This is a genomic window from Gordonia paraffinivorans (assembly GCF_900683595.1).
GTDB lineage: Bacteria > Actinomycetota > Actinomycetes > Mycobacteriales > Mycobacteriaceae > Gordonia > Gordonia paraffinivorans.
The window spans coordinates 708,353-733,382 of record NZ_CAACYD010000005.1 but is presented as its reverse complement, the minus strand read 5'-3'; the positions used below and the strand labels follow the sequence as shown (position 1 = coordinate 733,382).

27 protein-coding genes are annotated in these 25,030 nt (G+C 69.2%); 24 read left to right on the top strand and 3 right to left on the bottom strand.

Annotation, left to right across the window (positions count from 1 at the left end; genetic code table 11):
- Positions 1-204 precede the first annotated feature (204 nt).
- From E1P53_RS05525 to E1P53_RS05445, 17 genes are all read left to right on the top strand, one after another.
- The gene (locus E1P53_RS05525) at positions 205-1,539 is read left to right on the top strand and encodes an ammonium transporter (protein WP_006898497.1); all 1,335 of its coding nucleotides are present in this window, start codon (positions 205-207) and stop codon (positions 1,537-1,539) included.
- Between the two features lie 49 nt (positions 1,540-1,588).
- On the top strand, positions 1,589-1,927 hold the full coding sequence (locus E1P53_RS05520) for a P-II family nitrogen regulator (RefSeq protein WP_004572306.1): 339 nt from the start codon (positions 1,589-1,591) through the stop codon (positions 1,925-1,927).
- 168 nt (positions 1,928-2,095) lie between these two features.
- Positions 2,096-4,606 carry a [protein-PII] uridylyltransferase gene (locus tag E1P53_RS05515; RefSeq protein ID WP_230823444.1) on the top strand — a complete coding sequence of 837 codons (2,511 nt, stop codon included), beginning with the start codon at positions 2,096-2,098 and terminating at the stop codon, positions 4,604-4,606.
- A 38-nt stretch (positions 4,607-4,644) separates the two neighbouring features.
- Positions 4,645-6,219 (top strand): signal recognition particle protein, encoded by a 1,575-nt coding sequence (gene ffh, locus E1P53_RS05510; RefSeq protein ID WP_006898499.1) that lies wholly within the window; start codon positions 4,645-4,647, stop codon positions 6,217-6,219.
- A gap of 3 nt (positions 6,220-6,222) precedes the next feature.
- Complete coding sequence (locus E1P53_RS05505; protein WP_131733664.1) at positions 6,223-7,302, top strand: amidohydrolase family protein; 1,080 nt, start codon at positions 6,223-6,225, stop codon at positions 7,300-7,302.
- Between the two features lie 460 nt (positions 7,303-7,762).
- Entirely contained in the window at positions 7,763-8,224 is a 462-nt protein-coding gene (rpsP, locus tag E1P53_RS05500) for a 30S ribosomal protein S16 (protein WP_109237724.1), read from the top strand.
- Positions 8,221-8,463: an RNA-binding protein gene (locus E1P53_RS05495; protein ID WP_006898502.1), complete on the top strand. Its 243-nt coding sequence runs from the start codon at positions 8,221-8,223 to the stop codon at positions 8,461-8,463. Before rpsP ends, E1P53_RS05495 begins: the two co-directional genes overlap by 4 nt.
- A 26-nt stretch (positions 8,464-8,489) precedes the next feature.
- Positions 8,490-9,023: a ribosome maturation factor RimM gene (gene rimM / locus E1P53_RS05490; RefSeq protein WP_006898503.1), complete on the top strand. Its 534-nt coding sequence runs from the start codon at positions 8,490-8,492 to the stop codon at positions 9,021-9,023.
- Positions 9,024-9,033: 10 nt separating this feature from the next.
- Positions 9,034-9,774 (top strand): tRNA (guanosine(37)-N1)-methyltransferase TrmD, encoded by a 741-nt coding sequence (gene trmD, locus E1P53_RS05485; protein ID WP_006898504.1) that lies wholly within the window; start codon positions 9,034-9,036, stop codon positions 9,772-9,774.
- A gap of 56 nt (positions 9,775-9,830) precedes the next feature.
- A complete protein-coding gene (locus tag E1P53_RS05480) occupies positions 9,831-10,145 on the top strand; it encodes a YbaB/EbfC family nucleoid-associated protein (protein ID WP_006898505.1) in 315 nt (104 codons plus the stop codon).
- Positions 10,142-10,513, top strand: a complete 372-nt coding sequence (locus E1P53_RS05475) for a hypothetical protein (RefSeq protein WP_040526109.1) — start codon at positions 10,142-10,144, stop codon at positions 10,511-10,513. Before E1P53_RS05480 ends, E1P53_RS05475 begins: the two co-directional genes overlap by 4 nt.
- On the top strand, positions 10,510-11,526 hold the full coding sequence (locus tag E1P53_RS05470; RefSeq protein ID WP_006898507.1) for a hypothetical protein: 1,017 nt from the start codon (positions 10,510-10,512) through the stop codon (positions 11,524-11,526). The genes E1P53_RS05475 and E1P53_RS05470 overlap by 4 nt, the downstream gene beginning before the upstream one ends.
- A 190-nt stretch (positions 11,527-11,716) precedes the next feature.
- On the top strand, positions 11,717-12,058 hold the full coding sequence (rplS, locus tag E1P53_RS05465) for a 50S ribosomal protein L19 (RefSeq protein ID WP_006898508.1): 342 nt from the start codon (positions 11,717-11,719) through the stop codon (positions 12,056-12,058).
- Between the two features lie 18 nt (positions 12,059-12,076).
- Positions 12,077-12,934, top strand: a complete 858-nt coding sequence (gene lepB, locus E1P53_RS05460) for a signal peptidase I (protein ID WP_006898509.1) — start codon at positions 12,077-12,079, stop codon at positions 12,932-12,934.
- A gap of 18 nt (positions 12,935-12,952) precedes the next feature.
- Positions 12,953-13,639 carry a ribonuclease HII gene (locus tag E1P53_RS05455; RefSeq protein ID WP_006898510.1) on the top strand — a complete coding sequence of 229 codons (687 nt, stop codon included), beginning with the start codon at positions 12,953-12,955 and terminating at the stop codon, positions 13,637-13,639.
- The gene (locus E1P53_RS05450) at positions 13,636-13,947 is read left to right on the top strand and encodes a DUF2469 domain-containing protein (protein ID WP_005198978.1); all 312 of its coding nucleotides are present in this window, start codon (positions 13,636-13,638) and stop codon (positions 13,945-13,947) included. The genes E1P53_RS05455 and E1P53_RS05450 overlap by 4 nt, the downstream gene beginning before the upstream one ends.
- Before the next feature lie 110 nt (positions 13,948-14,057).
- Positions 14,058-14,462 carry a YraN family protein gene (locus E1P53_RS05445; RefSeq protein WP_006898511.1) on the top strand — a complete coding sequence of 135 codons (405 nt, stop codon included), beginning with the start codon at positions 14,058-14,060 and terminating at the stop codon, positions 14,460-14,462.
- A gap of 13 nt (positions 14,463-14,475) precedes the next feature.
- Here the strand turns inward: E1P53_RS05445 and E1P53_RS05440 are convergent, their stop codons facing one another.
- Together E1P53_RS05440 and bluB are read right to left on the bottom strand one after the other, a co-directional pair.
- A complete protein-coding gene (locus E1P53_RS05440) occupies positions 14,476-15,783 on the bottom strand; it encodes a glycoside hydrolase family 183 protein (protein WP_131733663.1) in 1,308 nt (435 codons plus the stop codon).
- Between the two features lie 99 nt (positions 15,784-15,882).
- A complete protein-coding gene (gene bluB, locus E1P53_RS05435; protein WP_040526151.1) occupies positions 15,883-16,542 on the bottom strand; it encodes a 5,6-dimethylbenzimidazole synthase in 660 nt (219 codons plus the stop codon).
- Between the two features lie 380 nt (positions 16,543-16,922).
- Here bluB and E1P53_RS05430 point away from each other — a divergent pair, with 380 nt between their 5' ends.
- The 4 genes from E1P53_RS05430 (at position 16,923) to E1P53_RS05415 (ending at position 21,544) form a co-directional block, all read left to right on the top strand.
- On the top strand, positions 16,923-18,431 hold the full coding sequence (locus tag E1P53_RS05430; protein WP_131733662.1) for a YifB family Mg chelatase-like AAA ATPase: 1,509 nt from the start codon (positions 16,923-16,925) through the stop codon (positions 18,429-18,431).
- Between the two features lie 23 nt (positions 18,432-18,454).
- A complete protein-coding gene (gene dprA / locus E1P53_RS05425) occupies positions 18,455-19,564 on the top strand; it encodes a DNA-processing protein DprA (protein WP_181954815.1) in 1,110 nt (369 codons plus the stop codon).
- A gap of 161 nt (positions 19,565-19,725) precedes the next feature.
- Entirely contained in the window at positions 19,726-20,592 is an 867-nt protein-coding gene (locus E1P53_RS05420; RefSeq protein WP_006898516.1) for a siderophore-interacting protein, read from the top strand.
- 67 nt (positions 20,593-20,659) lie between these two features.
- Positions 20,660-21,544 (top strand): tyrosine recombinase XerC, encoded by an 885-nt coding sequence (locus E1P53_RS05415; RefSeq protein ID WP_040526153.1) that lies wholly within the window; start codon positions 20,660-20,662, stop codon positions 21,542-21,544.
- On the opposite strand, the gene E1P53_RS05410 is transcribed toward E1P53_RS05415, so the two are convergent.
- A complete protein-coding gene (locus E1P53_RS05410; RefSeq protein WP_083900162.1) occupies positions 21,492-22,082 on the bottom strand; it encodes a M23 family metallopeptidase in 591 nt (196 codons plus the stop codon). The genes E1P53_RS05415 and E1P53_RS05410 overlap by 53 nt on opposite strands.
- A 263-nt stretch (positions 22,083-22,345) precedes the next feature.
- On the opposite strand from E1P53_RS05410, the gene rpsB reads away from it, so the two are divergent.
- The 3 genes from rpsB (at position 22,346) to pyrH (ending at position 24,971) form a co-directional block, all read left to right on the top strand.
- Positions 22,346-23,164 carry a 30S ribosomal protein S2 gene (gene rpsB, locus E1P53_RS05405; protein ID WP_006898519.1) on the top strand — a complete coding sequence of 273 codons (819 nt, stop codon included), beginning with the start codon at positions 22,346-22,348 and terminating at the stop codon, positions 23,162-23,164.
- 52 nt (positions 23,165-23,216) lie between these two features.
- Positions 23,217-24,041 (top strand): translation elongation factor Ts, encoded by an 825-nt coding sequence (gene tsf, locus E1P53_RS05400; protein WP_006898521.1) that lies wholly within the window; start codon positions 23,217-23,219, stop codon positions 24,039-24,041.
- A gap of 174 nt (positions 24,042-24,215) precedes the next feature.
- Positions 24,216-24,971, top strand: a complete 756-nt coding sequence (pyrH, locus tag E1P53_RS05395) for a UMP kinase (protein ID WP_006898522.1) — start codon at positions 24,216-24,218, stop codon at positions 24,969-24,971.
- Positions 24,972-25,030: the final 59 nt, after the last annotated feature.

Below are 25,030 nucleotides of genomic sequence, written 5' to 3'. Positions count from 1 at the left end.
GTGCGATCCGAGGCCGCGAAGGAACATTCGGTAGGTGAAACGCCGAGACCCGCCTCAGAGACCTCCTGGCGATTTACGTCCGTGAAATATGAATGGCCGATCGGGTTACGCGCCCGAAACGTGAAGGCACCACTGCTGAAACCGAGTGCCGACAGTCTCTTTGAAGGCGCCGAGCCGTCGGCGCATCCTGAGGAGGTTTCTACAGTGGTTTTGGCGCTGCCAGAAGATGCGTTCGGCGCATTCGACACCGGCGACACCGCGTGGATCATCACCAGCGCGGCGCTGGTCCTGTTGATGACACCCGGACTCGCGTTCTTCTACGGCGGACTCGCACGAGGCAAGTCCGTCCTCAACATGATGATGATGTCGTTCATCTCGCTGGCCACCGTCAGCGTGGTGTATGTCCTCTGGGGCTTCTCGATGGCCTTCGGGAACGGCATCACCGGTGACGACGACATCGCCGGGTTGTTCTCGAACCCCTTCTCGCTCTTCGGCTCCGGCCAGCTGGCCGACACCATTCCCGGCCCGGACGGGACCGAGCTGGTCGTGACCGGCGGCAACTCCATCCCGTCGTTCGTCTTCATGGGCTTCCAGCTGACCTTCGCGGTCATCACCGTCGCACTCATCTCGGGTGCGCTGGCCGAGCGCGTGAAGTTCGCCACCTGGACCGTCTTCACCGTCCTGTGGGCGACCATCGTGTACTTCCCGCTCTCCCACATGGTGTGGGGCGGCGGCATCATGTCGGGCGCCGAGAAGGGCTTCGCGTCGTGGATGTTCGGCAGCACCGACGGTGAGGCCAACGTCGCGCCGATCGACTTCGCCGGTGGCACCGTGGTCCACATCAACGCCGGTATGGCCGCTCTGGTCCTGGCCCTGATCGTCGGCAAGCGCGTCGGCTTCGGACGCACCGCCTACCGTCCGCACAACATCCCGTTCGTCATGCTGGGCGCCGCCCTCCTGTGGTTCGGCTGGTTCGGCTTCAACGCCGGCTCGGAGCTGGCCGCCGACGCCGCAACCGGTCTGGTCTGGGTGAACACCACCGCCGCCACCGCCGCCGCGATCATCGGCTGGCTCGCAGTCGAACTCATCCGCGACAAGCACGCCACCAGCGTCGGCGCCGCATCGGGCATCGTGGCCGGTCTGGTCGCCATCACCCCGGCCTGTGGCAACCTGACCCCGGTCGGCTCGCTCATCCTGGGTGTCGTCGCGGGTGCGCTCGCGGCCCTGGCCATCGGCCTGAAGACCAAGTTCGGCTACGACGACTCGCTCGACGTCGTCGGCGTCCACCTGGTCGCCGGCCTGTGGGGCACCGTCGGCGTCGGCCTGCTCGCCGTCGACACCGGCCTCTTCTGGGGCGGCGACTACAAGCAGCTCGTCGTCCAGGTCGTGATCGCGCTGTTCGCCCTCGTGTTCACCGGCGTGCTGACCGCGATCATCGCCCTGGTGCTCAAGCCTCTCGGCTGGCGTGTCAGCGACGAGGACGAGAAGAGCGGCATCGACGAGGCGGAACACGCCGAGACCGCCTACGAACTGGCATGACGCTCCAGACAATCGCTACTACGCTGACACCCGTGGAGAGGGATAACTAATGAAGCTGATCACTGCAATCGTCAAGCCGTTCACGCTCGAGGACGTGAAGGCCGGCCTGGAGCAGGCGGGAATCCTCGGCATGACCGTCAGCGAGGTCCAGGGCTACGGACGCCAGAAGGGCCACACCGAGGTCTACCGCGGCGCCGAGTACTCGGTGGACTTCGTGCCCAAGGTCCGGGTCGAGGTCGTCGTCGACGACGCAGCCGTGGACAAGGTCGTCGACGTCATCGTCGAGGCCGCCCGCACCGGCAAGATCGGTGACGGCAAGGTCTGGGTCTCGCCGGTCGAGTCGGTCGTGCGAGTCCGCACCGGTGAGCGTGGTGGCGACGCTCTGTAAGTGAGCTCGCGCCCTTTCTGAACACCCGAAGGCGGCCCCGCGTCCGACGACCCGTCGGCGCGGGGCCGCACCGTTCACACCCGGTTTCTCCGGCGCACGCGCCGGAAGACCGCCCGAGACCAGGAGACTCCCGTAGCCGCAACCGATCTCGCCAAGACCCGCCGGCAGCTGACCGAGTCGAGCCGGAACGGGAAACTCGACGCACCGGCACTCCGCCAGGTGCTCGTCGACCTGCACGAGTTCTGGCTGACCAGCAAGGGCGCCGAACTCGGCATCAAACCGAACAGTGGATTCGCCATCGTCGCCGTCGGCGGCCTGGGACGCGGTGAGCTGCTGCCGTATTCCGACCTCGACCTGATCCTGCTGCACGACGACATGCCCGCCGAGCGGGTCTCCGAGGTCGCCGACGGCCTCTGGTACCCGTTGTGGGACGCCAACATCCCGCTCGATCACAGCGTGCGGACCGTGCCGCAGGCGCTGCAGGTCGCCGCCGAGGACGTCACCGCCGCGCTCGGGCTCCTCGAGGCCCGCCACATCGCCGGCGACGAGGATCTGTCCTCCCTGCTCATCGGCGGGGTCCGTCAGCAGTGGCGCAACGACATCCGCAACCGCTTCTCCGACGTCGTCGCGCACGCCCAGGACCGGTGGCGTCGCGCCGGCGACATCGCGCATCGTGCCGAGCCCGACCTGAAGAACGGCCGGGGCGGACTCCGCGACGTCCAGCTCCTCAACGCGCTGGCCATCGCCCAGCTCACCCACGGGATGGGCGGGCTGCGACCGGATTCGCCCGGAGCGAGCCCGCAGGCCGCCTACACCCGGCTGCTCGACATCCGGACCGAGCTGCACCGCATCGCCGGGCGCCCGCGCGAGCAGGTGCGGGCGCAGGACGCCGACGAGATCGGCGCCGCGCTGCGGATCGGGGACCGCTTCGACCTCGCGCGGGTCATCAGCGACTCCGCCCGCACCATCAGCTATTCCATCGACGTCGGCCTGCGCACGGCGGGCAACGCGCTGCCGCGCCGCGGCCTGGCCAAGCTCCGCCGGTCGCCGTTGCGCCGTCCGCTGGACGAGGGAGTCGTCGAGCACAGCGGCGAGATCGTGTTGGCGCGCAACGCGATTCCCAGCAAAGACCCCGGTCTGATCCTTCGCGTCGCGGCCGCGTCGGCCCGGACCGGCCTGCCGATCAGCGCCTCCACGCTGAGCCGGCTCGCCGACTACGCGCCCGAACTCCGGGAGCCGTGGCCCGCCGAGGCGCTCAGCGACCTGCTGGTCCTGCTCAGCTCCGGCCACCACATGGTCGATCCGATCGAGGCACTCGACCGCACCGGTCTGTGGGGCCGGCTCCTGCCGGAGTGGGGCGCGGTCCGCGACCTGCCGCCGCGCGACGCGATCCACACCTGGACGGTGGACCGCCACCTGGTGGAGACCGCCGCCTACGCGAGCTCGATGACGACGCGGGTGTCGCGCCCGGACCTGCTCGTGCTCGGTGCGCTCATCCACGACCTCGGCAAGGGGCGCGGCGCGGACCACAGCGTCGTCGGCGCGGAACTCGCGGTCCAGGTCGGCAACAGGTTCGGGCTGTGGCCGCAGGACGTGCAGATCCTGTCGGACATGGTCCGCCACCATCTGCTGCTGCCCCAGGTGGCGACCCGCCGCGATCTCGACGATCCGGCGACCGCCGAGTACGTGGCCACCACACTCGGTCACAACCGGGTCCTGCTCGAACTGCTCGCGGCACTCGCCGAGGCCGACTCCCTCGCGACCGGCCCGGGGGTGTGGGGGGAGTGGAAGGCCTCGCTGATCGGCGAGCTCGTGCGGCGGTCGATGCGCCACATCGAGGGCGCGCCGCTCGAGGCGCCCGAACCGCTGACGCCCGAGCAGCTCGCGGTCGCGGCCGAGGCGGAGTACGCGGTGCGTCTCGTCCGCGCCGACGGTCAGCACACCTACGACGTGACGATGGTCGCGCCCGATCAACCGGGTCTGCTGTCGAAGATGGCGGGCATCCTCGCACTCGGCGGGCTGCGCTCGCACAAGGCGACCGCGCAGAGCCACGAGGGCAAGGCGATCAACTCGTTCGTCGTGGTGCCGGTGTTCGGCAGTCCGCCCGACGCAGGCCTGCTCCGTCAGCAGCTCATCGCCGCGGTCAACGGCAAGCTCGACGTGCTCGGACGCCTCGACACGCGGGAGAAGGAGTCGCCGATCCCGACCATCGCGACCGTGGCCACCCAGCCGGGTGCGGCGGTTGCGCTCGGTGCCAGCGCGGGCAGCACCGATCCCGATGTCGACGGGGCGGGCCACCCGAAGACTGCGGTGCCGGCGCTGTTCGCCGTCGCACCGCCGCGGGTGACGTGGCTCGATGCCCCGGGCTCCGGCGATCCCGGCGACCGGGAGGCCCTGCTCGAGGTGCGTTCCGACGACCGGGTCGGCTTGTTGAGCCGGGTCGCCGCGGTGCTCGAACGCCACGGCGCCGACATCCGATGGGCCAAGGTGTCCACGCTCGGCGCGACGGTCGTCGACATCTTCAGCCTCCGCCTGGCCGAGGACACCGACGAGGCGCGCACGACCATCGCCGAGGCGATCGTCGCCGTGTGCCCGCCGCCGCAGCCCAAGCGCGACCCCGACGGTGACGGCTCGTCGCCCGGCGGTGCGACCTCCAGGTCCGGGGTGCCGATCTCCTGAGTGTGAGGTCACCGGATCCACATGGAAGTATGGGAACCATGTTCGATTCCCTCTCCGACCGGTTGACCGGTGCCCTGAAGGACCTCCGCGGCAAGGGGCGGCTCTCCGACGCCGACATCGACCGCACCTGCCGGGAGATCCGGCTCGCCCTCCTCGAGGCGGACGTCTCCCTGCCGGTCGTGCGTGCCTTCATCTCCCGGATCAAGGAGCGTGCGAAGGGACAGGAGGTCTCGGCGGCGCTCAACCCCGCCCAGACCGTCGTCAAGATCGTCAACGAGGAGCTCATCGGTATCCTCGGCGGGGAGACCCGGCGGATCCAGTTCGCCAAGAACCCGCCGACGATCATCATGCTCGCCGGTCTGCAGGGCGCCGGTAAGACCACCCTCGCCGGCAAGCTCGGCCACTGGCTGAAGAAGCAGGGGCACACCCCGCTGCTCGTCGCCTGTGACCTGCAGCGCCCGGGCGCCGTCCAGCAGTTGCAGATCGTCGGCGAGCGCGCCGAGGTTCCGGTGTTCGCGCCCCACCCGGGAACGGGCGTCGGCGGCGAGGGAGAACTCGGCGTCACCGCCGGCGATCCGGTGTCGGTGGCGAAGGCCGGCGTCGAGGAGGCGAAGGCCAAGCTCTACGACGTCGTCATCATCGACACCGCGGGCCGCCTGGGCATCGACGCGGAGCTGATGAAGCAGGCCTCCGACATCCGCGACGCCACGCAGCCCGACGAGGTGCTGTTCGTCGTCGACGCGATGATCGGTCAGGACGCGGTGACCACCGCCGAGGCCTTCGCCGAGGGCGTGGACTTCACCGGCGTCGTGCTGACCAAGCTCGACGGCGACGCCCGCGGCGGCGCGGCGCTGTCGGTGCGCGAGGTCACCGGCCGGCCGATCATGTTCGCGTCGTCGGGTGAGAAGCTCGACGACTTCGACGTCTTCCACCCCGACCGCATGGCCAGCCGCATCCTCGGCATGGGCGACGTGCTCAGCCTCATCGAGCAGGCCGAGCAGCATTGGGACGCCCAGCAGGCCGAGGCCGCCGCGACCAAGATCACCCAGGGCGAGCTGACCCTCGAGGACTTCCTCGAGCAGATGCTGATGATCCGCAAGATGGGGCCCATCGGCAACATCCTCGGCATGCTGCCGGGCGCGGGCCAGATGAAGGACGTGCTGTCCCAGGTCGACGACAAGCAGCTCGACCGGGTGCAGGCGATCATCCGCGGCATGACGCCGGAGGAGCGGGCGAATCCGAAGATCATCAACGCCTCCCGCCGACTGCGTATCGCCAACGGCTCGGGTGTGACCGTCAGCGAGGTCAACCAGCTCGTCGACCGCTTCTTCGAGGCCCGCAAGATGATGGCCGCGATGTCGGGCCGCATGGGCATGGGCGGAGTGAACCGCAAGTCGAAGAACAAGAAGGGCAAGAAGGGCAAGAAGGGCAAGGGCCGCGGACCCACGCCGCCGAAGATGCGCGGCGGCTTCCCCGGGATGCCCGGCATGCCCGGGATGCCCGGCGGGTTCCCGGACCTGTCGAACATGCCGCCCGGACTCGACGAGCTGCCCCCGGGCCTCGAGGGCATCGACATCTCGCAGTTCCAACAGCCCACCAGGAAGAAGAAGTAACCCATGGGCACCGGCGCGCGTCACTATCGGGGCAACGATCCGCTGACCGGTGAACCGGTCGAGTTCTGGGTGAGCGGTGAGACCATCTCCACCACACCGGTTCCGGGAGCCGAGACCGCGGTCGACGGCGGCTGGATCCTGCCGGGCCTCGTCGACGCCCACAACCACGTGGGCATCGCGCCCGGGCTCGGCGTCGACATCGAGCAGGCCCGCGGATACGCCTACGCCGACGCCCGCGCCGGGACGCTGCTCATCCGCGAGGTCGGGTCCCCGCTGGACACCCACCCGCTCGACGACGACCCGCTGTGCCCGCGGTTCATCCGCGCCGGCAAGCACATCGCGCGCCCCAAGCGGTACCTGCGCGACTACGGCGTCGACCTCGACGACCCCGACGAGCTCGCCGCCGAGGTGGCGCGCCAAGCGCAGGCCGGCGACGGCTGGGTGAAGCTGGTCGGGGACTGGATCGACCGTGAGGTGGGCGACCTGGCGCCGCTGTGGAGTCGCGACCAGCTCGCGGCCGCGGTCGAGGTCGCGCACGCGCACGGCGCCCGGATCACCGCGCATGTCTTCGGCACCGACGCCCTCGTCGACCTGATCGACGTGGGCGTGGACTGCATCGAACACGGCACCGGACTCACCGGCGATCTCATCGACAAGATGGTGGAGCGTTCGATCGCCTTGGTGCCCACGATGATCCAGGTGGACAACTTCCCGGGGATCGCCGACGGCGCGGGCCGGTTCCCGACCTACGCCGCCCACATGCGCAAGCTGTACGCCGACGCGCCGGCGGTGTTCGACGCCGCGCGCGAGGCCGGCGTGGCGATCTTCGCCGGCACCGACGCGGGCGGGTTCGTCGAGCACGGTCGCATCGTCGACGAGATCGAGAAGCTCTCGGCTGTCGGACTCGGCAACGCGGGCGCCATCGCGGCCGCGAGCACCGAGCCGCGGCGGTGGCTCGGCGCGGGCCTCCTCGACGACGGCGATCGCGCGGATTTCGTTGTGTACGAGGAGAATCCGGTTGACGACCTCGGTGTGCTGCGTCACCCCTCGACCGTGGTGTCATCGGGCCGACATCTGTTGTGAGGAACGCCACAAGCGGTTCGCTGGTTGCGTTTCCTACTCGCGCGTAAGGTAGCAACCGCGTTGCAACGGTCCGTGAGGGGACGGACCGAAGAGTTCCGCGCTGACCCTGCCGAATCCAGGGGACCGTCGAGGGGGATCGACGGGGGATACGGTCGGGAGTCGCGCCTGCGCCCGGGGGACGAATTCGTTCGGGGGGCGTGAGAGACGAGCGACGTACGGCATGTGGTTGTTCTCGCGGGGTGGACAACCACATGCCGTTTCTTTTTCACCGGTTTCCGTCGGCCCGTCCGGGTCCGGATGCCGGATTTCATCCCGGGCCGTCCGGTCTGGCAGAATGGTCCGTCGGTTCGTCGGATCCGGTCACGGCCGCCCGACGGTCACACCGAAACAGATCGCAAAACCGGGTCCACCAGTCCGGGTGGACCGCAGAATTGCGCAGTGACCACACGAAAGTAGTGACATGGCTGTCAAGATCAAGCTCACGCGGCTCGGCAAGATCCGCAACCCGCAGTACCGCATCGTCGTCGCCGACGCTCGGACCCGCCGCAACGGCCGGGTGATCGAGACCATCGGCAAGTACCACCCCAAGGAAGAGCCGAGCTTGATCGAGGTCGACTCCGAGCGCGTGCAGTACTGGCTCGGCGTCGGTGCGCAGCCGACCGAGCCCGTCGCGGCCATCCTGAAGATCACCGGTGACTGGCAGAAGTTCAAGGGCCTGCCGGGCGCCGAGGGCACCCTGAAGAAGGCCGAGCCCAAGCCGTCCAAGCTGGACCTGTTCAACGCCGCGCTCGCCGCCGCCGAGAACGAGCCGGTCGCCGAGGCCGTCACCCCGAAGAAGAAGGCCGCCAAGAAGGACGAGGCCCCGGCCGAGGAAGCCGCTGCCGAGGCTCCGGCCGAGGCCGCCGCAGAGGGTGACGCGTGAGCGCTGTCGTCGCCGACGCGGTCGAGCACCTGGTCCGCGGGATCGTCTCCAACCCGGATGACGTCCGGGTCGACCTTGTCACCGGTCGTCGCGGCCGGCTCGTCGAGGTCCACGTGAGCCCCGAAGACCTGGGCAAGGTCATCGGCCGCAACGGCCGGACCGCGACCGCACTGCGGACCCTCGTCGCCGGCATCGGCGGACGCGGCATGCGCGTCGACATCGTCGACACCGACCGCTGATCCGAACAGCACGGGACGCCTCCATCGTGGATCTCGTCGTCGGGCGTGTGGTCAAGTCACACGGCATTCGTGGCGAAGTCGTCGTCGACATCCGTACCGATGAGCCCGAACTGCGCTTCGCGCGCGGTTCGGTCCTGCGCGGGCGTCTGCCGCGCGGGGGCGGGGAACGTGAATTCACCGTGACAGCCGCCCGGGAACATTCCGGGCGGCTGTTGGTGTCTCTCGCCGAGGTCTCCGATCGCGACTCGGCCGACGCGTTGCGCGGAACGCTGTTCCTCATCGACTCCTCGGAGGTCGAGCCCTCCGACGATCCGGACGAGTTCTACGACCACGAACTCGAAGGGGTGCCCGTTCAACTCACCGACGGCACCGGGGTCGGGGTCGTCGAGTCGGTCCTGCACCTGCCCGCGAGCGAGCTGCTCTCCGTGCGGACGACCGACGACCGGGAGGTGCTCGTGCCGTTCGTGAAGGAGATCGTGCCGACGGTGACGCGTGAGCTCATCGTCATCGACCCGCCGGAAGGGCTGCTCGATCCCGAGTCGGCCGACTCGGACAGATGAGGATCGGACGATGAGGATCGACGTCGTCACGATCTTCCCGGAATATCTCACCCCGCTGCGGGTCGCCCTGCTGGGGAAGGCGATCGACGCCGGCAAGATCAGCGTCGACGTCCACGACCTGCGCGACTGGACCCACGACGTCCATCGCAGCGTCGACGACTCGCCGTACGGCGGCGGCCCCGGCATGGTCATGAAGCCCGAGGTGTGGGGTCCCTGCCTGGACGACGTGTGCCCCGACGACGCGCTGCTCGTCGTGCCCACGCCGGCGGGCGTGCCGTTCACCCAGTCCACCGCTCAACGGTGGAGCACCGAGAAGCACCTCGTCTTCGCCTGCGGCCGGTACGAGGGCATCGACCAGCGGGTCTTCGACGACGCGGCGCGCCGGGTGCGCGTCGAAGAGGTCTCGCTCGGTGACTTCGTCCTCATCGGCGGCGAGGTCGCGGCGATGGCGATGATCGAGGCCACCGTCCGTCTCATCGACGGCGTGCTCGGCAATCCCCGGTCGCACCAGGAGGATTCGTTCTCCGACGGTCTGCTCGAAGGGCCGAGCTACACCCGCCCGGTGAGTTGGCGGGGACTCGACGTCCCGCCGGTGCTGCTCTCCGGCGATCACGCGAAGGTCGCGCAGTGGCGCCACGAGCAGGCGCTCGCGCGGACCCGCGAACGTCGGCCCGATCTGCTCGCCGGCACCCCTCACGATCCCGCGGCGGATGTGAATCCCGACGACTGCGGGGAGCCGGATCCCCGCTAGGATCTCCGGGAACCCACGGCCGGGGTGCCGGCCGGAGAACGTCCAGGGGGGATGGCATGCAGGGCTATTCGGCGATGGTCGAGGAACTCGACCGCCAACGCGCCGAACTCACGCGCATCCGCGCCGCCCTGTCGGATCTGACGTCCCGCGCCACCAGTCACGACCGGCTGGTCGCGGTGACCGTCAACGCCCGCGGACTCGCCGTCGACATCTCCATCGAACCCGCGGCGCTGCGGCGCTACCGGGCCGAGCAGCTGTCGGAGCTGCTGACCACCCTCGTCGCCGAGGCCGATCGTGCCCTGGATGCGCGTCGGGCCGAGTTGCTCGCGGCGGCAGAAGTCTCCGAACCCGACTACCGCGACGTCCGATGACCGACTCCGATCCGTCGCACCGGGAAGACGCCAACGGGCGCCTGGCAGTCGACCCCATGGCCGCGACGGATCTCTCGACCCGGCTCGCCAAGGCCGAGACCCGGCTCCAGACAGTGCATTCCGAGCTCCTCGAACTGCTCGCCGACGCCGACACCGCGATCGGGGTCGGGGCGGCGGCCTCGGCATTCCGCCAGGGGTTCGGACCCGCCACTCAGGTGACCGACCTCCTGAGGGACCTGACGACGCGTCTCGGTGCGTACCGAGAGGTCGTCACCCGGGGCGTCGATGCCGTCGCCGATGCCGACCACGACGCCGCCGCGATGCTCGGCGACGAGGCCGCGGGGCCGCAAGCGGGGACGTCGCGATGAGTGATGCGCCCGCCGATCCGATCATCGGTGTTCCGGGCCGATCACCCCGGGAGATCGCGGAGGCGCTGGTACCCGGGATCTGGCCGACCGCGGATGTGGACGGCCTGCGCACGTCGGCGCAGCGCGCCCGGGCGCTGGCCGAGTCGGTGGAACGGGTGGCCGACGTGGTGGCCTCGGCGACGTCGAAGTTCGCGGCGTTGGTGGCGGGGGAGTTCGGCGACGGCGTCGTCGCGTCGCTGACCGGTATCACCCGCACCGCACCGGAGTCCCTGCCCGAGGTGGCCGGGAGGCTGCGTGCGCTGGCATCCTCGCTCGACGACTACGCCGACGTGGTCACCGAGGCCCGCCAACAGATGTCGGCCGTCGCCCTCGTCGCCGATCGCGACCGCCTGCGCGCCGAGGTCCTCGCCGAGGCCGGCGACGCCTCGTGGCAGGTGAGTGCGGCCAGTGCCGGCCGGATGGCGTTGACGGCAGCCGGAGACGACCTCGTCGACCGGTCGGCGGAAGCCGGGCAATCGGCAGGCTCCCATGCGCCGCCCGCCGCCACGGCCGGGATGCTGCCGTTCGCCCCGATGACGGGGGCGCTGGGCGCGGCGGGTGCGGCGGCCGCCGGTGCCGCTCTCGGAGTGATCGGGCCAGATGCGGGGGAGTCGGGTGCCGGCGACCTGGCCTGGCTGCGCCGTCGGGCCGATGCCCTGCAGGCGACGGTGCCCGCGCCGATCGCGGGGTGGTTCCGCACCGCGGTCGGGGTGGGCGTCGGTGCTCGCGGGCGACGCCTGGTGGTGGTCGGGACCAACGATCCGCAGCCCTACCAGCGGCCGGGGCTCGAACTCGCCGACGACGAGGCGTTGACCGCCGACGGGCGGGCACCGGAACTCGCCATCGTCGAACACATGAGGAGCTCGGGGATCAAGCCAGTGGCCATCGCGTCTGCGACCCCGATGGAACCGGCGACGGTGGCGGCGCTGCGGGCCGCCGACATCGTCGTGCTGGACCCCGGCAGCCCATGGTGAGTCCTGGTAGGGCGCGATTTCGTCGCGCGGGGGTCCCTCTGGCACAATAGTCGGGTTGCCTGTCGACGACGCCCCTCACCAGGGACGCGACCGACACGGTACACCGACGACTCGGAGCACGAACCGGTCGAAGCCGCACGGCCCGCCAGGTTCCTCTGCTCAACGTTCACGCCAGACAAGGACCCGAACAATGAACACGCTCGATTTCCTCGACAAGAAGTCCCTCCGCGACGACATCCCGGAGTTCGGACCCGGTGACACCCTCGACGTCCACGTCAAGGTCATCGAGGGCAGCAAGGAACGCATCCAGGTGTTCAAGGGTGTCGTGATCCGTCGCCAGGGCGGCGGCGTCCGCGAGACCTTCACCGTTCGCAAGGTCTCCTTCGGCGTCGGCGTTGAGCGCACCTTCCCGGTCCACAGCCCGAACATCGCCAAGATCGACGTCATCACCCGCGGTGACGTCCGTCGCGCCAAGCTGTACTACCTGCGCGATCTGCGTGGCAAGGCCGCGAAGATCAAGGAAAAGCGCTGACCCGTCTACTCTGACGAGGTGGCCGACACTCAACGACCCCGCGAAGATCACGACGCAGACGATCCGGATCCCGGCAACGGCGACCCCGGTGCCGAGAAGCGCCCCTGGCGACTGAGGTCCGACACGGACGACAGTGACCAGAAGAGCTCTCGGTCCGGATCGTTCCTGCGCGAAGTCGTGATCATCGTGGGGTGCGTTCTTCTTCTGACCTGGGTGCTGCAGACCTTCATCGGCCGGCAGTACGTCATCCCCTCCGAGTCGATGGAATCGACACTGATCGGGTGCGACGGATGCACCAACGACCGGATCGTCATCGACAAACTGGTCTACCGCTTCGGTGACCCGCAGCCGGGGGACGTGGTGGTCTTCGAGGGCCCCACCGAATCCTGGAACGGCGCCTGGGTCTCGCCGCGGTCGACCAACCCGGTGATGCACAAGGTGCAGGACGTGCTGTCCTGGTTCGGTTTCGCGCCGCCGGACGAGAACGACCTCGTGAAGCGAGTCATCGCGACCGGTGGCCAGACCGTCGAGTGCCACAACGACGAAGGCGTCGGTGTGAAGGTGGACGGCAAGCCGCTGCACGAGCCGTACATCAACATGGAGTTGCAGCGACAGACCTACGCGCTCTTCGGGTCCGCCGGTCCCGAGGGCGAGTTGCCGCCGTGTCTCGGACCCGACTTCGGGCCCATCAAGGTGCCCGAGGGCAACGTGTGGGTGATGGGCGACAACCGTCTCAACTCGCAGGACTCGCGGTACCACGTCGACGACGAGTACCAGGGCACCGTCCCCGTCGGCGACATTCGCGGCAAGGTCCGGACCGTCATCTACCCCTTCTCCCGGATCGGTGGTGTCGGTTCGTACAACCCCCAGCAGTGATGGGATGATGCGGAAACCATGAGCCGGTGGCCACCACGTTCACCCATCCGGCGGGCAGCCGGACTGCGCACCTTCGAGTTCGCCCTGCACCGGCACGGTCTCGGTCCCGTCGCCGGGGTGGACGAGGCGGGTCGTGGGGCCTGCGCCGGGCCGCTCGTGGTCGCGGCCTGTGTGCTCAAACCGACCCAACTCGCCTCGCTCGCCGACCTCGACGACTCGAAGCGGCTCACCGAGAAGACCCGGGAGCAGCTGTACAGGTCGGTCACCCGGTACGCCCACGCGTGGAGCGCGGTGGTCATCGAGGCGGAGGAGATCGATCGCATCGGCATCCACGTCGCCAACATCGAGGGAATGCGTCGGGCGATCGCGGCGCTCGACGTGCGACCCGGGTACGTGCTCTCCGACGGTTTCGCGGTGCCGGGATTGCCGGCGCCGTCGCTGCCGGTGATCGGCGGGGACGGGGCGGCCGCCTGTATCGCGGCGGCCAGCATCATCGCGAAGGTCACCAGGGATCGCATCATGGTGGCGATGGACGACGAGCTGCCGGGCTACCATTTCGCGATCCACAAGGGGTACAGCACGGCACTCCACATGGAGCGGATCGACGCCGTCGGTCCGTCGCCGCAACACCGCATGTCATACCGCAACGTGGCGGCACGAGTGGTCGCCGGAACAGAAGACGACAGGGATAGGCTTACAGGATGAGTGCTGAGGATCTCGAGAAGTACGAAACCGAGATGGAACTCTCTCTGTACCGCGAGTACAAGGACATCGTCGGGCAGTTCACCTACGTGGTGGAGACAGAGCGGCGCTTCTACCTTGCCAACGCGGTCGAGATGATTCCGCGCAACACCGACGGCGAGGTGTATTTCGAACTCCGGATGAGCGACGCCTGGGTCTGGGACATGTACCGGCCGGCGCGCTTCGTCAAACAGGTCCGGGTGATCACGTTCAAGGACGTCAACATCGAGGAGCTCGAGAAGCCGGAACTGCGGCTTCCCGACGAGCCATGAAGAGATCTTTGGTGACGCACGGTGTAGACAAACCGTGAGATGTCCACAGATTCGGCCGCGGCGGAGATGATCCCGCCGCGGCCGAACTGTCTGTGGCTGATGCTGTCGCCATGAGCCGACCCGCCCGCCGTGGCAGACCCGCCGACCGACGTGCGCACATCGGGCGCCTGGGTGAGGACGCCGCCGCCGATCACGCCCGGTCACTGGGTTGGGTTGTGCTCGTGCGGAACTGGCGGAATCGATACGGCGAGCTGGACCTGATCGCGGCCGACGGCACGACGCTGGTCGTCGTGGAGGTGAAGACCCGTGCCGGACGCACGTTCGATGATCCGGTCATGGCGGTCACCCCGGCCAAGCTCTCCCGCATGCGCCGGCTGACGCGGATGTGGCTGGCCGAGCAGGAACGTCGCTGGGAGCGGATCAGATTCGACGTCGTGGCCGTCCGGCTCGACGCCCACGAACCAGAAGACCCCGGTGGTGTGCGCATCACACACCACCGGGGCGTGCACGAGTGACAGAGTCCGGGAACTACAGCTTGCTCAGATCGGAGCGGATGAGCATCACGTTGTAGTCGCTCCACCGTGAGGCGTTGAAGTACAGGTACTTGCCCGTATCTGTGGCCTTCAACGCCGGCGAGGTCGGGAGCATCATCGGCGCGTAGAGCACCGGGTTGCCCGCCGGCACGATGGTCCTGGGGTTGCTCCACGGGCCCTGCGGGTTGTCCGCGGTGCGGAGGCGGATGCCGTTGTCGCCGTCGAGCATGATGTATTTGTTCAGGTACGGACTCCAGGACACGGACAGTTCGGTGACCGGCTGGGTGACGACGCGTGCCGAGCCGTCGTCGGGGATCTCGCTGATGTTGTCGACCCAGCCGCGAGACGAGCCCGCCCAGTACTCGTACCTGTCGAGATGGAGGATGTCCTCGGGCTTGAACCGGGCGAGGAATGCGGCGCCGAATCGTCCGTTGGGCGTGCCGAACTGGTAGATGTGATCGTCGCCCGGTTTCCCGCGTGCGTATGCGTTCTGCTGGAACTTGCCGTTGTTGTACTCGGCGGGCGGCAGGTCGAACGGAAGGGCCAGCGAGACCGGCAGCGGGGAGTTGACGAGGATGGTGCTCTGGTCGGTGACCCAGGTCTGGCCGTTGTTGTCGGAGTAGGCGATCGCAGAGAAGTTGGTGTCCCAGTTGCCCGTCGAGCCCCACTTACGGACCGACATGTAGTTGATGTACTGCCGGTGTCCTCCGCCGGGGAGGGGAAGGGAGATCGCCGCGGTGGGGATCGTCGTGACCTCGACGAAGTCCAGACCGAGCGAGGGGATGAGTTCCTGCGCGTAGTTCGGTTCGCCGGGGGCGATCACGGTGCCCGAGTTCGCGTCTCCCGCAACGCCATCCGGGATGGTGATCGTGTCGTCGGAGAAGTCGTCGTCATCGGTGCGTAGCAGGACGTTGTGGCGCCATTGCTGTCCGGCGACGGTGCAGTTGCCGAAGGTGTCGCCGAATGCCATGAGCGTCTGCCCGCTGCCGTTGTCCCAGGCGATGCCGAGGTCGGTGCCGCTGATGGCGAAGCGGTTGTAGGTGTCGTTGTTGCTCTTCGGTCCGGTGACCCAGCTCAACACCTTGGAGATGGTCCCGCTGTAGGCGGGGAGCGGCCCCTGCGGGCCCTGCGGCTGGGCGCTGGGTTCGGACGAACCGAATCCCTGGCTCGAACCGCTTCCGGAGTTGCCGCAGGGCGAGGCCTCGGCGACACCGGTTCCGGCGGACAGGACGACAGCGGAGGCGCCGATCGCTACGGCTGTTGCCAGCGCCAGTCGGACACCTTTGGTGGAACGGCTGGGCACTCAGGACCTCCGCGTGACAGGTGTTACTGAAGTTATTGACGTGACTATTGTTACTAAAGTTGTGTCACGGTACGTGTCTCAGCGGGTCACGATCCGGTGTCAGCGGATGAGATGGCGCGACTCGGCGTCTGTGCGCGATTGCCAGCCGACTCGTTCGAGTTCGGGGATGTCGCTCTCTCGCTCCGGGTAGCCGATGCACAGGTAGGCGACCAGCTTCCAGCGCGGTGGGACACCGAGTGCCGCGGTCACCTCGTCGGGGTCGAGGATGGACACCCAGCCGACGCCGACGCCGCGGGCACGGGCGGCGAGCCACATGGTCGTGATCGCCGCGACCACCGAATATTCGAGGGTCTCCGGGACGGTCTGGCGGCCGAGCCCGTGGCCCTGGGCGGGTTCGGGGTCGCAGAAGACGGCCAGATGAACCGGTGCGTCGTCGAGTCCGGCGAGTTTCAACGACGAGTACAGCTGCGCGCGCTCGCCCGAGTAGCCGTCGAGTGCCTGCGAATTGCAGCGGATGAAGCTGTCGCGCACGACTTCTCGGGCGGTGGTCGTCTGCACCTCGACCCACCGCCAGGGTTGGCTGTTGCCGACCGACGGCGACAGTTCGGCGGCCTCGAGGATCTCGGGGAGGAGGTGGGCGGGGAGAGGCTCGCGACTGAACCGGCGGACGTCACGCCGCCAGCGGAAGAGTCGGTCGAGATCGTCGACGAAGGTTGTGTCGAAGGTTCCGTCGTCGACGGTCCCGGCCGCCGTCTGCATGCTCATCTGTGTCGTCTCCCGTCCCTCGCACCACACCATACTCAGGGGGCAGGGCCTTCCCGGATCTCGAGACACGGGCGTGCCCGCGTCTTGCGGTGCCGGTGACGGTGGTGAACGGCGACGTGAGCATCGGTGCCGGAGTGCGAAACCCGGGCTGCACAGGGCACCATCCCGATTTCTGTCGCATGCGTACGAATGCGGAGTCGGCGACATCAATCGAGGTCGCATCGGCGGATCGATGTCGCCTGCGACATCGACGCCGACACTCGTCCGGTCCCTCTCGGCGACATGTCGTGGACAACCCGTGAACCATCCACAGATCCGGTCCCGCCGACCGGTGGGTGAGGGTCGGAGTCGTCGTCCTCACCCATGCTGTCCCCATGTTGGGGCAAACACAGGCGGTGGGGCTCAACGCCTTTGCCGCGCGCGTCGTCGACGTGCAGGCGAGCATCAGTTCGGGGTTGCCCGGGTTCTCGGTGACCGGAAACCCGGACGCGTCGGTGCGCGAGGCACGTGATCGGGTGCGTGCGGCGATCCGGAACTCGGGGCTCAGCTTCCCGGAGCTGAAGGTGACGGTGGCGCTGTCGCCGGCCGACATGCCGAAGGTGGGTTCCGGATTCGATCTCGCCATGGCGGTGGCGATCCTGGCCGCCACCGACCAGGTCGCCTCCGAGATGCTCGCGTCGACGGTCTTCCTCGGTGAGCTCGGTCTCGACGGCAGGCTCCGGCCGATCCGTGGGGTGCTGCCCGCGGTGATCGCGGCGCGCCAGGCGGGGTACCGGCGAGCGGTCGTCCCCATCGAGACGATCGCGGAGGCGGCCCTGGTCGAGGGAATGGACGTCGGCGGCGCGTCGGACCTCGGCGAGGTGACGCGTTGGCTCGAGGGCGACCACGTACTCGACACGGTGCACGCGGCGCCGGTCACCCAGGCGCCGCCGGTGCCCGACATGGCCGATGTCGTCGGCCAGCACGAGGCGCGCTACGCACTCGAGATCGCCGCGGCCGGAGCGCATCACGTCCTCATGACCGGGCCGCCAGGCATCGGCAAGACCATGCTCGCCCGACGGTTGCCGGGCATCCTGCCACCGCTCGGGCTCGAGGACTCACTCGAGGTGACGGCCATCCACTCGCTGGTGGGAGAGCTGTCCCCGGGACGCCCGCTCATCACCGAGCCGCCGTTCGTCGCACCGCACCACAGCTCGTCGACCACCGCACTGCTCGGCGGCGGACCAGGATTCGCCCGGCCGGGTGCGGTCTCCAAAGCGCATCGAGGCGTGCTGTTCCTGGACGAGTGCGCCGAGATGGGCAGCCACGTGCTGGAATCACTTCGGGAACCCCTCGAGGACGGGGAGGTCCGCGTCCCCCGACGCGACGGCGTCGCCACGTATCCCGCCCGATTCCAGCTGATCCTCGCGGCGAACCCGTGCCCGTGCGCGCCCGCGCACGATGTCGACTGCGTCTGTAGCGCCGTCGTACGACGCCGCTACCTCGGGAAGCTGTCGGGCCCGCTCATGGACCGGGTCGACATCCGCGTGCGCATGGATCCGCCCGGTAACACGGCCCTCATGAGCGGGTCGGGGGAATCGAGCGCCGAGGTCCGGGCGCGGGTCACCGCGGCACGCGCGGCGGCGGTCGAACGCTGGTCCGAATTCGGTTGGCGCACCAACGCCGAGGTCCCCGGCTCGGCCCTGCGGCAGAAGTTCCCACTGACGCCGGAGGTGCTGCGCCCCATCGAGCTGTTCCTGCGCGACGGCCGCGTCACCGCACGCGGAGCAGACCGCGCTCTTCGTCTCGCCTGGACGCTGTGCGACCTGCGCGGCGCCGAGCGGCCCGTCGAAGACGATGTGGCACAAGCGCTCCTGTACCGCGACCGGGGAGCGAGTTGGTGAGCGCGACATACCCCGCCGAACTCATGGCCTGGGCCTACCTCGCGCGGGTCGCCGAACCGCCGTGTGCGGCGGTGATCGCCCTCGTCGACGCGATCGGGCCGGTCGACGCCGCCTCGGCCATCCGGCGACGCTCGGTTCCCGAAGGATTCGGGGCGGTACTCCCCGCGACCGCCGCCCGGCACGATGCCGACTGCGCGACAGCTGATCTCGACGCCGCAGCCGCGGTGGGCGCACGACTGGTCACCCGCTCGGACGCGGAGTGGCCCGCCTGGTCACTCCTCGCCCTGAGTCAGGCCGACACCGCCGCCCGCGGAGGCGCGCCACTGGCGCTGTGGGTGCGCGGTCCGGCGAGGCTCGACGAACTCGTCACGGACTCGGTGGCCCTCATCGGTTCGCGCGCGGCATCGCCGTACGGCGCACACGTCACCGGACTGCTCGCCGCTGGTCTGGCAGGGGAGGGGTTCACGGTGATCTCCGGCGGCGCCTTCGGCGTCGACGGCGCCGCGCACAAGGCGGTCGTGAGGAGCGGGGGTGTGACCGCGGCCGTGATGGCGTGCGGGATCGACCGCGACTACCCGGCGGCGCACTCGGCACTCCTCGGCGAGATCGCCCGCACGGGGGCGGTGATCAGCGAGTACCCGCCCGGGACGACCGCGGCCAGACACCGGTTCCTCACCCGAAACCGGCTCGTGGCGTCCCTGTCGGGCGGGACCGTCGTCGTCGAGGCGGGTCGGCGTTCCGGCGCCGCCAACACCGCGGCGTGGGCCCGCAAACTCGGCCGACCCCTCGGCGCGGTGCCCGGGCCGGTGACGTCCGCGACCTCGGTGGGGTGCCACCGGATGATCGCCGACGGACTCGCCGTGCTCGTCTCCGATGTGGCGTCCGTGGTGGCGCTCGTGCGGCCGGACGGCGGGGGAGACGTGGGTCGCGGCCGGACCAAACCCACCGACGGACTCAGCGAGGACGAGCTCCGAGTCCACGACGCCATCCCGGCCCGAGGCGGCGTGACCATCGAGGAGATCGCCTTCGCCGCCGGGCTCGAGATCGGCGCGGCGCGCACGGCGCTGGCGCGGCTGGAAGTCGGTGGCCTCGTCGAGAACGTCGCCGGGCAATGGCGGCTGGCATCCGGGTGATCTCGGGCTATGTCGCCGACGCCGCCTGGATTCGTTTCATGTCTCCGGCGGCCGACGCGTCGGCGTCGCGGTACCGACCGCGGGTCGGCCTGTGCGGCCGGTGCCGGGTCGGCACGGTGCCGAACTTAGGGGCGCCTAACCGTCAGGCGTAGGGTGTTCGCATGGCCAAGCGTGTCAACACGATGACGGTTCTCCGCCGCGAGCAGATCAGCCCCCACTTCGTGCGCCTGTACCTCGGCGGCGACGGCTTCGACGATTTCTGGGTCGGGCTCGGGTCATCCGACGATCACGACACCGACATGTACGTGAAGTTCGTCTTCGCGCCGGAGGGTGTCGGCTATCCCGAGCCGTTCGACCTGCAGGAACTGCGCAGCACGCTCCCGCCCGAACAGCAGCCGATCCTGCGGACCTACACCGTGCGCCGCGTCGACGCGGCGAAGCGTGAGATTCTCGTCGACTTCGTCGTCCACGGCGACGAGGGCATCGCCGGTCCGTGGGCGAAAACCGTCGAGCCCGGCACGACTGTCCGGTTCGTCGGACCGGGGAGCGGCTACCGGCCGCGGGGTGACGCGCCGTGGCACCTGCTCGCCTCCGATGAGGCGGGCCTGCCGGCCGTCGCCGCGGCGCTCGAGGCGCTGCCCGACGATGCGGTCGCGAAGGTGTTCATCGAGGTCGCCGGCCCCGAGGACGAGCTCGACCTCATCGCCCCGCCCGGTGCCGAGATCACCTGGGTGCACCGCGGCGGACCGGCGGGGGAGGTCGACGACTCGCTGGCCGGGGACAACGCGCCGCTCATCGCGGCCGTCCGCGCGGCCGAGTGGCTCGACGGCGAGCCGCACGTGTTCATCCACGGCGAGGCGCAGGCCGTGATGCAGAACCTGCGTCCCTACATCCGCAAGGAGCGCGGCGTGAGCGCCGCCAACGCGTCGATCTCGGGGTACTGGCGCCGCGGCCGGACCGAGGAGGGCTTCCGGAAGTGGAAGGCGGAGCTCCGCGCCGCCGAGGAGGGGGCGAAAGCGGGAGCCTGAGCATCGATCCGGCCACGATGCGCGTGTGCGGTTGCACGGCCGTCCCGCGCGCGCTGTGCTGACGGGCATGCTCGACGACTTCGCCGACCACCTGCGCCTGGAGATGGGGCGCAGCGAACACACCGTCCGCGCCTACGTCGGCGGCGCCCGGGCGTTGCTGTCGTTCGCCGGCGCACGCGGCGTCGCGGCGTCCGACATCGACCTTGCGCTGCTGCGGTCCTGGCTCGCCGAGCTGACCCGGCGCGGAGCCGCCCGCACCACGATCGCCCGGCAGGTCTCCGCGGCGAAGACGTTCTGCGCGTGGGCCGTTCGCGAGGGGATCATGGCGACCGACCCGTCCCAGCGACTCAAGGCGCCCAAGGCACACCGGACACTGCCCGCGGTGCTGGCGCCGGAACAGGCAGACGCCGCGATCGCGGCCACGACCGCCGAACGGGACCCCGACGACCCGATCGCCCTGCGCGACCGCCTGATCGTCGAACTCCTCTACGCCAGCGGCATCCGCGTCGGCGAGCTGTGTGGACTCGACGTCGACGACGTCGACACCGGGCGGCGCATCCTGCGGGTCATCGGCAAGGGGGACAAGGAACGGTCGGTGCCCTACGGCGATCCGGCCGCCCGCGCCCTCGACGACTGGCTGCGGCGGGGACGGCCGCGACTGGCCATCGCGGAATCGGGTCCCGCGCTGCTCCTCGGCGCACGCGGCCGGCGACTCGATCAGCGCATGGCTCGAAGCGTCGTGTCGCACGCGGTGGAGGCGGCCGGTGGCCCGGCGATGGGGCCGCACGGGCTGCGCCACAGCGCGGCCACCCATCTCCTCGAGGGTGGCGCCGACCTACGCGTCGTCCAGGAACTGCTGGGACACTCGTCGCTCGCGACCACGCAGATCTACACGCACGTCAGCGTCGAACGCCTTCGTGCGGTTCATCGGCAGGCCCATCCACGAGCGTGAGGTCACCGCGTCGATCGGCGGCCGGGGATCGAGACCCGTCCACGGGGAGCAAGCGCACCCGGACGGCGCCCAGCAGTCCCAACGGGTCGAGGTATGCCGCCTCGCGACCGCTGCCGCGCCGCGCGCCCCAGTGCAGGCAGGCCACCGCGGGACATCCCGGGTGTCCGGCCACCACGGTGCCGATCACCTCGCCGCGGGACACGTGCCCGCCCCGGGCGACCGACGCCCTCACCGGCTCGTACGTCGTGATGATCCCGTCGGGGTGGGCGATCGACACGACACCGCGCCCGGCGACGTCGCCGGCGAACCGCACCCGCCCGGCCCCCGACGCCGTGACCGGGGTGCCCGGCGCGGCCGCCAGGTCGACCCCGCGGTGGCCGGGCAGCCATCGCTTCTCCGGGGCGTCGAAACCGGTCACCACCACCGGTTTCGGAGGCAGCGGGGGAGAATGGCGGAGCGCCTGTGCGCCCGCTGTGGGCGAGGGGACGCAGACCAGGGCGACGAGCACGACGAGCACATGACGAACGACCGGCGGCATGTCTCTTGGACGCGCCGGGTCGTCGTCCGGATCCATCGGGCCCGCGCGGGGACCAAGCGTTTTGGTTCTCGCAGGTCGCGGGCGTAAACTCCTCTGCGCACCTCGTCGATTTCTGACGGGGTGACTTCGCGCGCCTGCGAACACACGCCGAGTGGGCGGTCCCGGGCACGGTCTCCACGGCCGGTCTGGGTGACACCCGGCGGCAGGCGCCAGGGTCGGCACCGACCGGTGCCGACGGACAACTGCGAGACAAAGGAACAATCATGGCTGTCGTGACCATGAAGCAGCTGCTTGACAGCGGCGCACACTTCGGGCACCAGACCCGCCGTTGGAACCCGAAGATGAAGCGGTTCATCTTCACCGACCGCAACGGCATCTACATCATCGATCTGCAGCAGACGCTGACCTACATCGACAAGGCCTACGAGTTCGTCAAGGAGACCGTCGCCCACGGCGGCACCATCCTGTTCGTCGGCACCAAGAAACAGGCTCAGGAATCGATCGCCGCAGAGGCCACCCGCGTCGGCATGCCGTACGTCAACCAGCGTTGGCTCGGCGGCATGCTCACCAACTTCTCGACCGTCCACAAGCGCCTGCAGCGCCTGAAGGAGCTCGAGACCATGGAGCAGACCGGTGGCTTCGAGGGTCGCACCAAGAAGGAAGTCCTGATGCTGACCCGCGAGAAGAACAAGCTCGAGCGCACGCTCGGCGGCATCCGGGACATGGCCAAGGTTCCGTCGGCCATCTGGGTCGTCGACACCAACAAGGAGCACATCGCCGTCGGTGAGGCCCGCAAGCTGAACATCCCGGTCATCGCGATCCTGGACACCAACTGCGACCCGGATCTCGTCGACTACCCGATCCCGGGCAACGACGACGCCATCCGCAGCGCCGCTCTGCTCACCCGCGTCATCGCCTCGGCCGTGGCCGAGGGCCTGCAGGCCCGCGCCGGTGCCGCCGGTGGCGACGCCAAGCCGGAGGCCGGCGCCGCCGAGCCGCTCGCCGAGTGGGAGCAGGAACTGCTGACCCAGGCTGCTGCACCGGCCGGCGAGAACGCCGCGACCGACCAGGCCGCCCAGTAACACCCGGCCCGGGCAACTCCACCACACTCTTTCCGAAGGAGGCTCGCCAACGATGGCGAACTACACCGCAGCCGATGTGAAGCGTCTCCGTGAGCTCACCGGCTCTGGAATGCTGGACTGCAAGAACGCGCTGGCCAACAACGACGGCGATTTCGACAAGGCCGTCGAGGAGCTGCGCATCAAGGGTGCCAAGGACGTGGGCAAGCGTGCCGAGCGCTCCACTGCCGAGGGCCTGGTCGCCGCCAAGGACGGTGCCCTGATCGAGATCAACTCGGAGACCGACTTCGTCGCCAAGAACGACGAGTTCCAAAAGCTCGCCGAGGACATCGTCACCGTCGCCGCGCAGGTCAAGACCAACGACGTCGAGGAGCTGAAGAAGGCTGCTCTCGGTGACGGCACCGTCGCCGACGCCGTCGCGGCCCTCTCGGCCAAGATCGGCGAGAAGCTCGAACTGCGTCGCGTCGCCTACTACGACGGCCCGGTCGCCGTGTACCTGCACAAGCGGGCCTCGGATCTCCCGCCGGCCGTCGGTGTGCTGGTGTCCTACGACGGCGAGGGCGAGGCCGCCGAGGAGGCCGCCCGCAACGCCGCCATGCAGGTCGCCGCGCTGAAGGCCAAGTACGCCACCCGCGAAGAGGTTCCGGCCGACGTAGTGGAGAACGAGCGTCGCATCGCCGAGGAGACCGCCAAGGCCGAGGGCAAGCCGGAGAAGGCGCTGCCCAAGATCGTGGAGGGTCGCGTCAACGGCTTCTACAAGGACGTCGTGCTGCTCGACCAGCCGTCGGTGCAGGACTCCAAGAAGACCGTCAAGGCCCTGCTCGACGAGGCCGGAGTGACCGTCAAGGGCTTCACCCGCTTCGAGGTCGGCCAGGCCTGACCCATCGATCCGGTTCTGCCGGAAAGAGACTCGACTCTCGCCCCGTCTCCCGTCGTGGAGGCGGGGCGAGAGTCGTCCGTGCGTCCCCCGGAATCGGCCGAAGGGTGAGCGTGTCGTGGGTCGCGGAGGGCGAGGACGTACCATGGATGACCGAACCGACGAGTGAGGAAGCGAATGAGCGAACCGTCCGACCCGACGCCATCCGACAACACCAAGACCGAGCGTTCGGGATTCAAGCGAGTCCTGTTGAAGCTGGGTGGTGAGATGTTCGGCGGCGGCGAGGTCGGTCTGGATCCCGATGTCGTCGCAACGGTCGCCGACCAGATCGCCGACGTCGTCAACTCCGGCGTGCAGGTGGCCGTCGTGATCGGCGGGGGCAACTTTTTCCGCGGCGCCGAACTGCAGCAGCGCGGCCTCGACCGCGCGCGGTCGGACTACATGGGCATGCTCGGCACGGTCATGAACTGCCTTGCTCTCCAGGACTTCCTCGAGAAGCGCGGCATCAACACCCGCGTGCAGACGGCCATCACCATGGGCCAGGTCGCCGAGCCGTACCTGCCGCTGCGCGCCCAGCGTCACCTGGAGAAGGGGCGCGTGGTCATCTTCGGCGCCGGCATGGGCATGCCGTACTTCTCCACCGACACCACCGCCGCGCAGCGTGCGCTGGAGATCAAGGCCGAGGTCGTGCTCATGGCCAAGGCCGTCGACGGAGTGTACGACGCCGATCCCCGCACCAACCCCGACGCCAAGCTCTTCACCGAGATCACCCATCGCGAGGTGCTCGACAAGGAACTCAAGGTCGCCGACGCGACCGCCTTCAGTCTCTGTATGGACAACAAGATGCCGATCTTGGTGTTCAATTTGCTCCAAGAGGGGAACATCGCCCGCGCGGTCGCAGGGGAGCGGATCGGCACGCTGGTCAGCACCTAGAGGGTCCCCGGTTCGACCCGCCACACCCACAATCGGCCACCGCGAGGGGGCCTGACGGA